At 72.9% G+C, this 6,376-nt stretch carries 5 protein-coding genes; all 5 read right to left on the bottom strand.

The genetic code is table 11. The features are described 5' to 3' along the window. Positions 1 to 57: 57 nt before the first annotated feature. Positions 58 to 1,410 (bottom strand): formimidoylglutamate deiminase, encoded by a 1,353-nt coding sequence (locus AB0O09_RS38495; RefSeq protein ID WP_363550419.1) that lies wholly within the window; start codon positions 1,408 to 1,410, stop codon positions 58 to 60. Next, positions 1,398 to 2,600, bottom strand: coding sequence for an allantoate amidohydrolase (locus AB0O09_RS38490; RefSeq protein ID WP_363550423.1), 1,203 nt, complete (start codon positions 2,598 to 2,600; stop codon positions 1,398 to 1,400). Before AB0O09_RS38490 ends, AB0O09_RS38495 begins: the two co-directional genes overlap by 13 nt. 17 nt (positions 2,601 to 2,617) lie before the next feature. Further along, entirely contained in the window at positions 2,618 to 4,273 is a 1,656-nt protein-coding gene (gene hutU, locus AB0O09_RS38485; protein WP_263108069.1) for a urocanate hydratase, read from the bottom strand. A 203-nt stretch (positions 4,274 to 4,476) separates the two neighbouring features. Next, positions 4,477 to 5,094, bottom strand: a complete 618-nt coding sequence (locus AB0O09_RS38480) for an FMN reductase (RefSeq protein ID WP_363550417.1) — start codon at positions 5,092 to 5,094, stop codon at positions 4,477 to 4,479. Then, positions 5,091 to 6,194 (bottom strand): LLM class flavin-dependent oxidoreductase, encoded by a 1,104-nt coding sequence (locus AB0O09_RS38475; RefSeq protein ID WP_363550421.1) that lies wholly within the window; start codon positions 6,192 to 6,194, stop codon positions 5,091 to 5,093. The genes AB0O09_RS38480 and AB0O09_RS38475 overlap by 4 nt, the downstream gene beginning before the upstream one ends. Positions 6,195 to 6,376: the final 182 nt, after the last annotated feature.

Genomic DNA, 6,376 nt, shown 5'->3' with positions numbered 1-6,376 from the left:
CGGCACCTCCCAGCCTCCGGCCGGGAGGTGCCCCCACGCGCCCCTGACGACTCCCTCTCAGGTCCCGAGGGAGGTGATGGCGTTGCGGAGGGCGGCGGGGACGTCCTGGACGAGCTGGTGGATGCCGTCCTTGACGATGTGGCGGCCGCCGACGACCACGTGGCGGACGTCCGCCGCGGTGGCCGCGAACACCGCGGTCTCCGCCCCGAGCTGCGGCCCGGGCCCCGCGGTGCGGACGCTGTCCAGGGCGACGGCGGTGAAGTCGGCGAGTGCGCCGGCCTCGATCCGGCCGGCCTCGGGCCAGCCGAGGGAGGCGTGGCCGTCCTCGGTGCCGGCGCGGAGCAGGGCGTGGGCCGTCCAGTGTCCGCGGGTGCGGGTGCGGAGCCGTTCGTTCAGCTCCAGGGCCCGCGCCTCCTCGAAGGGGTCGATGATCGCGTGGCTGTCGCTGCCGAGGCTGACCGGGCAGCCGGAGTTCGCCAGGCGGCGGGCCGGGCCGATGCCGTCCGCGAGGTCCCGTTCGGTCGTGGGGCACATGCAGATGGTCGTGCCGGAGTCGCCGAGCAGCCGGATGTCCTCGTCGGTGAGGTGGGTGGCGTGCACCGCGGAGGTCCGGGGGCCGAGCACGCCGTGGTCGGCGAGCAGCCGGGTGGGGGTGACGCCGTGGGCGGTGAGGCAGGCGTCGTTCTCCGCGGTCTGTTCGGAGAGGTGGACGTGCAGCGGGGCCTTCCGCATGGCGGCCCAGTGCGCGACGGTGGCCAGCTGGTCGGCGGGCACCGCGCGGACGGAGTGGACGGCGGCGCCGATCCTCGCGTGCTCGGTGGGCTTGAGGGCGTCCGCGCGGGCGGCCCAGGCGTCGGCGTCGCCGTCGCTGAAGCGCAGCTGGGGCTTGGTGACCTCTTCGCCGAAGCCGGAGGAGAGGTAGCAGGTGTCGAGCAGGGTGATCCGGATGCCGGCCCGGTCCGCCGCCTCGACGAGGGCGAGGCCCATCGCGTTGGGGTCCTCGTAGCGGGCGCCGCCGGGGGCGTGGTGCAGGTAGTGGAACTCGCCGACGGCGGTGATGCCGGCGAGGGCCATCTCGGCGTAGACGGCGGTGGCGAGGTCGAGGTAGCTGTCGGGGTCGAGGGCGCCGGCGAAGCGGTACATGGTGTCCCGCCAGGTCCAGAAGGTGCCGGAACCGACCTGGACGTTGCCGCGCAGCGCCCGGTGGAAGGCGTGCGAGTGCGCGTTGGCCTGACCGGGGAGCAGCAGGCCGCCGAGCCGGACGGCACCGGGCGGGCAGGGCCCGCTGTCGGGGGTGACGTGGCCGATCCGCCCGCCGGGCCCGACGGTGATCAGCACGTCCTTCTCGACGACGGTGCCGCTGGCGTGCGGCAGCCAGGCGTACTCCGCCCAGTACGTCAGCCCTGACATGCGAGGTCCTCCAGTACGTCGGCGAGCGCGGCCACACCCGCGAGGCAGTCGTCCTCCTCGGCGTGCTCCGCCGGCGAGTGCGAGACTCCGCTCGGGTTACGTACGAACAGCATGGCGGTCGGAATGGCCGATGCCAGGATTCCGGCGTCGTGTCCCGCGCCGGTGGGCAGCACCGGGACGGGGCGACCGTCGGCCCGGCCGATGACGCGGGCGAGCCGGTCGCGCAGCGGGCCGTCGAAGTCGACGACGGGCGTGTACGACTCGCGGGTCAGCTCGACCCGGACGCCGTCGCGCTCGCCGCGCTCGTACGCGGCCCGCCGGATCTCCTCCACGACCTCGTCGAGGGTGGCCTCGTCGGCGGCGCGGGAGTCGAGCCAGCCGCGGACGAGGGAGGCGATGGCGTTGGTGCCGTTGGGCTCGACGGCGACCTTGCCGAAGGTGGCGAGGGCGCCGGCCAGCTTCGCCTTCTTCCGGGCGGCGAGCACGGTGTTGGCGTAGGTGAGCATCGGGTCGCGGCGGTCCTCGATGCGGGTGGTGCCGGCGTGGTTGGCCTCGCCGTGGAAGTCGAACCGCCAGCGGCCGTGCGGCCAGATCGCGCTGGCGACGCCGACGCTCTGCCCCTCGGCGAGGTGGCGGCCCTGCTCGACGTGGAGTTCGACGAACGCGCCGATGCGGGCGAGCCGTTCGCGGTCGGCGCCGATGGCGTCGGGGTCGTACCCGGCCTTCTCCATGGCGTCGGGCAGCCGGACGCCGTCGGCGTCGCGCAGGCCGTGCGCCTGCTCCTTGGAGAGGACGCCGGCGGTGAGCCGGGAGCCGATGCAGGCGACGCCGAACCGGGCGCCCTCCTCGTCCCCGAAGTTGACGATGGCCAGCGGCTTGGTGAACCGGGCGCCGCGGGAGCGGAGTTCGTCCAGGGCGGCGAAGGCGGAGACCACGCCGAGCGGGCCGTCGAAGGCGCCGCCGTCCGGCACGGAGTCCAGGTGCGAGCCGGTGACCACGGCGCCCTCGCCGTGCGGATCGCCCAGCCAGGCCCACTGGTTGCCGTTGTGGTCGAGTTCGTGGTGCAGGCCGCGGTCGCGGGCCTGCTGCTCGAACCAGGCCCGGCATTCGGCGTCGGCGGAGTTCCAGGCGAAGCGGCGGTAGCCGCCGGACGAGGCGGAGCGGCCCACGGGGAGCAGCTCCGCCCACATCCGCTGGAAGGTGTCGGTCACAGCTCGCCCATGGGGACGCGCACGCCCCGCTCGCCGGCGACCTCGACGGCGCGGTCGTAGCCGGCGTCGACGTGCCGGATGACGCCCATGCCCGGGTCGTTGGTGAGCACCCGGCGGATCTTCTCGCCGGCGAGGGCGGTGCCGTCGGCGACGGTGACCTGGCCGGCGTGGATCGAGCGGCCGATGCCGACGCCGCCGCCGTGGTGGATGGAGACCCAGGAGGCGCCGGAGGCGACGTTGACCATGGCGTTGAGCAGCGGCCAGTCGGCGATGGCGTCGGAGCCGTCGAGCATGGACTCGGTCTCGCGGTACGGGGAGGCGACGGAGCCGCAGTCGAGGTGGTCGCGGCCGATGACGATCGGCGCGGACAGCTCGCCGGAGGCGACCATGTCGTTGAAGCGCTCGCCGGCCTTGTCGCGCTCGCCGTAGCCGAGCCAGCAGATGCGCGCCGGGAGGCCCTGGAAGTGGACCTTCTCCTGGGCCATCTTGATCCAGCGGTGCAGCGACTCGTTCTCCGGGAAGAGGTCGAGGACGGCCTTGTCGGTCTTGGCGATGTCCTGCGGGTCGCCGGAGAGCGCGGCCCAGCGGAACGGGCCCTTGCCCTCGCAGAACAGCGGGCGGATGTACGCCGGGACGAAGCCGGGGAAGGCGAACGCCCGGTCGTAGCCGGCGAGCTGGGCCTCGCCGCGGATCGAGTTGCCGTAGTCGAAGACCTCGGCGCCGCGGTCCTGGAAGCCGACCATGGCCTCGACGTGCTTGGCCATCGACTCGCGCGAGCGCTCGGTGAACTCGGCGGGCTTCTCGGCGGCGTAGGTGGCCATGTCGTCGAAGGCGACGCCGATCGGCAGGTAGCTCAGCGGGTCGTGGGCGCTGGTCTGGTCGGTGACGATGTCGATCGGGGCGTCCATCGCGAGCAGCTGCGGGACGAGCTCGGCGGCGTTGCCGAGCAGGCCGATGGAGAGCGGCTGCTTCTTGTCCCGGGCGGCGGTGGCGAGTTCGAGGGCGTGGGCGAGGTTCTTGGCCTCCACGTCCAGGTAGCGGTGCTCGATCCGGCGGGCGATCCGGGAGGGGTCGCAGTCGATGCAGATCGCGACGCCGCCGTTCATGGTGACGGCGAGCGGCTGGGCGCCGCCCATGCCGCCGAGGCCGGCGGTGAGGGTGATGGTGCCTTCGAGGGTGCCGTTGAACTTCTTGTCGGCGACGGCCGCGAAGGTCTCGTAGGTGCCCTGGAGGATGCCCTGGGTGCCGATGTAGATCCAGGAGCCGGCGGTCATCTGGCCGTACATGGTGAGGCCGAGCGACTCCAGGCGCCGGAACTCCTCCCAGTTCGCCCAGTCGCCGACCAGGTTGGAGTTGGCGATCAGGACGCGCGGCGCCCACTCGTGGGTCTGCATGACGCCGACCGGCCGGCCGGACTGCACCAGCATGGTCTCGTCCTGCTTGAGGTTCTGCAGGGTGCGGACCATGGCGTCGTACGAGCGCCAGTCGCGGGCCGCCTTGCCGGTGCCGCCGTAGACGACGAGCTTCGACGGGTGCTCGGCGACCTCCGGGTCGAGGTTGTTCATGAGCATCCGCAGGGCGGCCTCCTGCTGCCAGCCCTGTGCGGTCAGCTGCGTCCCCCGTGCCGCGCGCACCTCGCGCGGGCCGCTCACCTGGTCCACCATGCCTCCGGCCTCCTTGCGGATGAATTCATTCAGGCTTACCGAGACTGAATATATCCAGTCATTCACTCGGAAGCCAGACCTCAGCACCAATCGGACCAGGATCCGTGCCGCCCCGCGCGGCGGCACGCCCCCGGAACGCGACGGCGGGCGGCGGGACCGTCCGGTCCCGCCGCCCGCCGCGGAGCGCGCCGTCAGCCCGCGCGCAGGGCCGCCAGCTGCTGCTCGAAGGGCACCACCTCGGGCCCCGTCCGGGGCCGGGGCGGGCGCCCCGCGAGCAGGTCGGCGAGTTCCCCGCCGGCCCGGGCGATCCTCGGGCCGAGCCCCTCGGCGTCGCCGCCGGGGCCCCAGTCCTCGGAGGCGGCGAACACCGCGGTCGGCACCACGACCGCCCGCAGGTGGGCGAAGAGCGGCCGTACGGCGTGCTCCAGGGCCAGCGAGTGCCGGGCGGTGCCGCCGGTGGCGGCGACCAGCACCGGGGTGCCGGTCAGCGCCTCCCGGTCGAGCACGTCGAAGAAGGACTTGAACAGGCCGCTGTACGAGGCGCTGAAGATCGGCGTGACCGCGATCAGGCCGTCCGCGGCCTCCACCGACTCCAGGGCAGCCCGCAGCTCCGGACCGGGGAAGCCGGTCACCAGGTGGTCGGCGATCGGCCGGGCGAGGCCGCGCAGTTCGACCACCTCGACCTCGACCTCCCGCCGGCCCTCCAGCGCCGTCCGGACGGCGCCGGCCAGGCGGTCGGCGAGCAGCCGGGTGGACGAGGGCACGGACAGGCCGGCCGACACGGCGACCAGCTTGAGCGGGGCGGTCATCGGGCCTCCTCGGGGGTGTTGTCGGCGGCGTCCCGCCGGGCGAGCAGCGAGGCGTGGGTGGGGGCGTCCGGCACGCCGGCGGGGCGAGCGGAGGCGAACTCCTTGCGCAGCACCGGGATCACCTCTTCGCCGAGCAGGTCCAGCTGCTCCAGCACCGTCTTCAGCGGCAGGCCGGCGTGGTCGACCAGGAAGAGCTGGCGCTGGTAGTCGCCGAAGGACTCGCGGAAGGTGAGCGTCTTGTCGACGACCTCCTGCGGGCTGCCGACGGTCAGCGGGGTCTGCTCGGTGAACTCCTCCAGCGACGGGCCGTGCCCGTAGACCGGGGCGTTGTCGAAGTACGGGCGGAACTCGCGCACCGCGTCCTGCGAGTTGCGGCGCAGGAAGACCTGCCCGCCGAGGCCGACGACGGCCTGCTCCGGGGTGCCGTGGCCGTAGTGCGCGTACCGCTCGCGGTAGAGGTTGACCAGGCGCTGGAAGTGCTCCTTCGGCCAGAAGATGTTGTTGGCGAAGAAGCCGTCGCCGTAGTACGCGGCCTGCTCGGCGATCTCGGGGCTGCGGATCGAGCCGTGCCAGACGAACGGCGGGACGCCGTCCAGCGGGCGTGGGGTCGAGGTGAAGCCCTGCAGCGGGGTGCGGAAGCGGCCCTGCCAGTCGACCACGTCCTCGCGCCACAGCTTGTGCAGCAGCGCGTAGTTCTCGATCGCGAGCGGGATGCCCTGGCGGATGTCCTGGCCGAACCACGGGTACACCGGGCCGGTGTTGCCGCGGCCGAGCATCAGGTCGACCCGGCCGTCGGCCAGGTGCTGGAGCATCGCGAAGTCCTCGGCGATCTTCACCGGGTCGTTGGTGGTGATCAGCGTGGTCGAGGTGGAGAGGATCAGCCGGTCGGTGCGGGCCGCGATGTGGCCGAGCATGGTGGTCGGCGAGGACGGCACGAACGGCGGGTTGTGGTGCTCGCCGGTCGCGAAGACGTCCAGGCCCACCTCCTCGGCCTTCTGCGCGATCGCCACCATGGCCTTGATCCGCTCGTGCTCGGTCGGCGTCCGGCCGGTGGTCGGGTCCTCGGTGACGTCACCCACGGTGAAGATCCCGAACTGCATGGCGCTCACTCTCCAGATCGTTCAGCTTTCAACTACATGCGGCTGAACGAACCCGTGGCGGCGGCTATTCCCGCCGCCGCCCCGACCGGCTCAGAAAGTGTTGGGTAATCGAGTGGTTACTGGTTCTTGAGGTCGTCGGCGAGGCGGCGGGCTGCTTCGGTCTCGATGGGGCCGTGTGGTTC

This window comes from Kitasatospora sp. NPDC093679 (genome assembly GCF_040683455.1).
In the GTDB taxonomy this organism is placed as follows: domain Bacteria; phylum Actinomycetota; class Actinomycetes; order Streptomycetales; family Streptomycetaceae; genus Kitasatospora; species Kitasatospora arboriphila.
The sequence above is the reverse complement of the archived record's forward strand: the minus strand, read 5'-3'. Positions and strand labels throughout refer to the sequence as shown.

Bases quoted from the DNA above. Each gene is read 5' to 3' on its own strand.
- AB0O09_RS38495 (WP_363550419.1), bottom strand. From the start codon at position 1,410: ATGTCAGGGCTGACGTACTGGGCGGAGTACGCCTGGCTGCCGCACGCC.
- AB0O09_RS38490 (WP_363550423.1), bottom strand. From the start codon at position 2,600: ATGTGGGCGGAGCTGCTCCCCGTGGGCCGCTCCGCCTCGTCCGGCGGC.
- AB0O09_RS38480 (WP_363550417.1), bottom strand. From the start codon at position 5,094: ATGACCGCCCCGCTCAAGCTGGTCGCCGTGTCGGCCGGCCTGTCCGTG.
- AB0O09_RS38475 (WP_363550421.1), bottom strand. From the start codon at position 6,194: ATGCAGTTCGGGATCTTCACCGTGGGTGACGTCACCGAGGACCCGACC.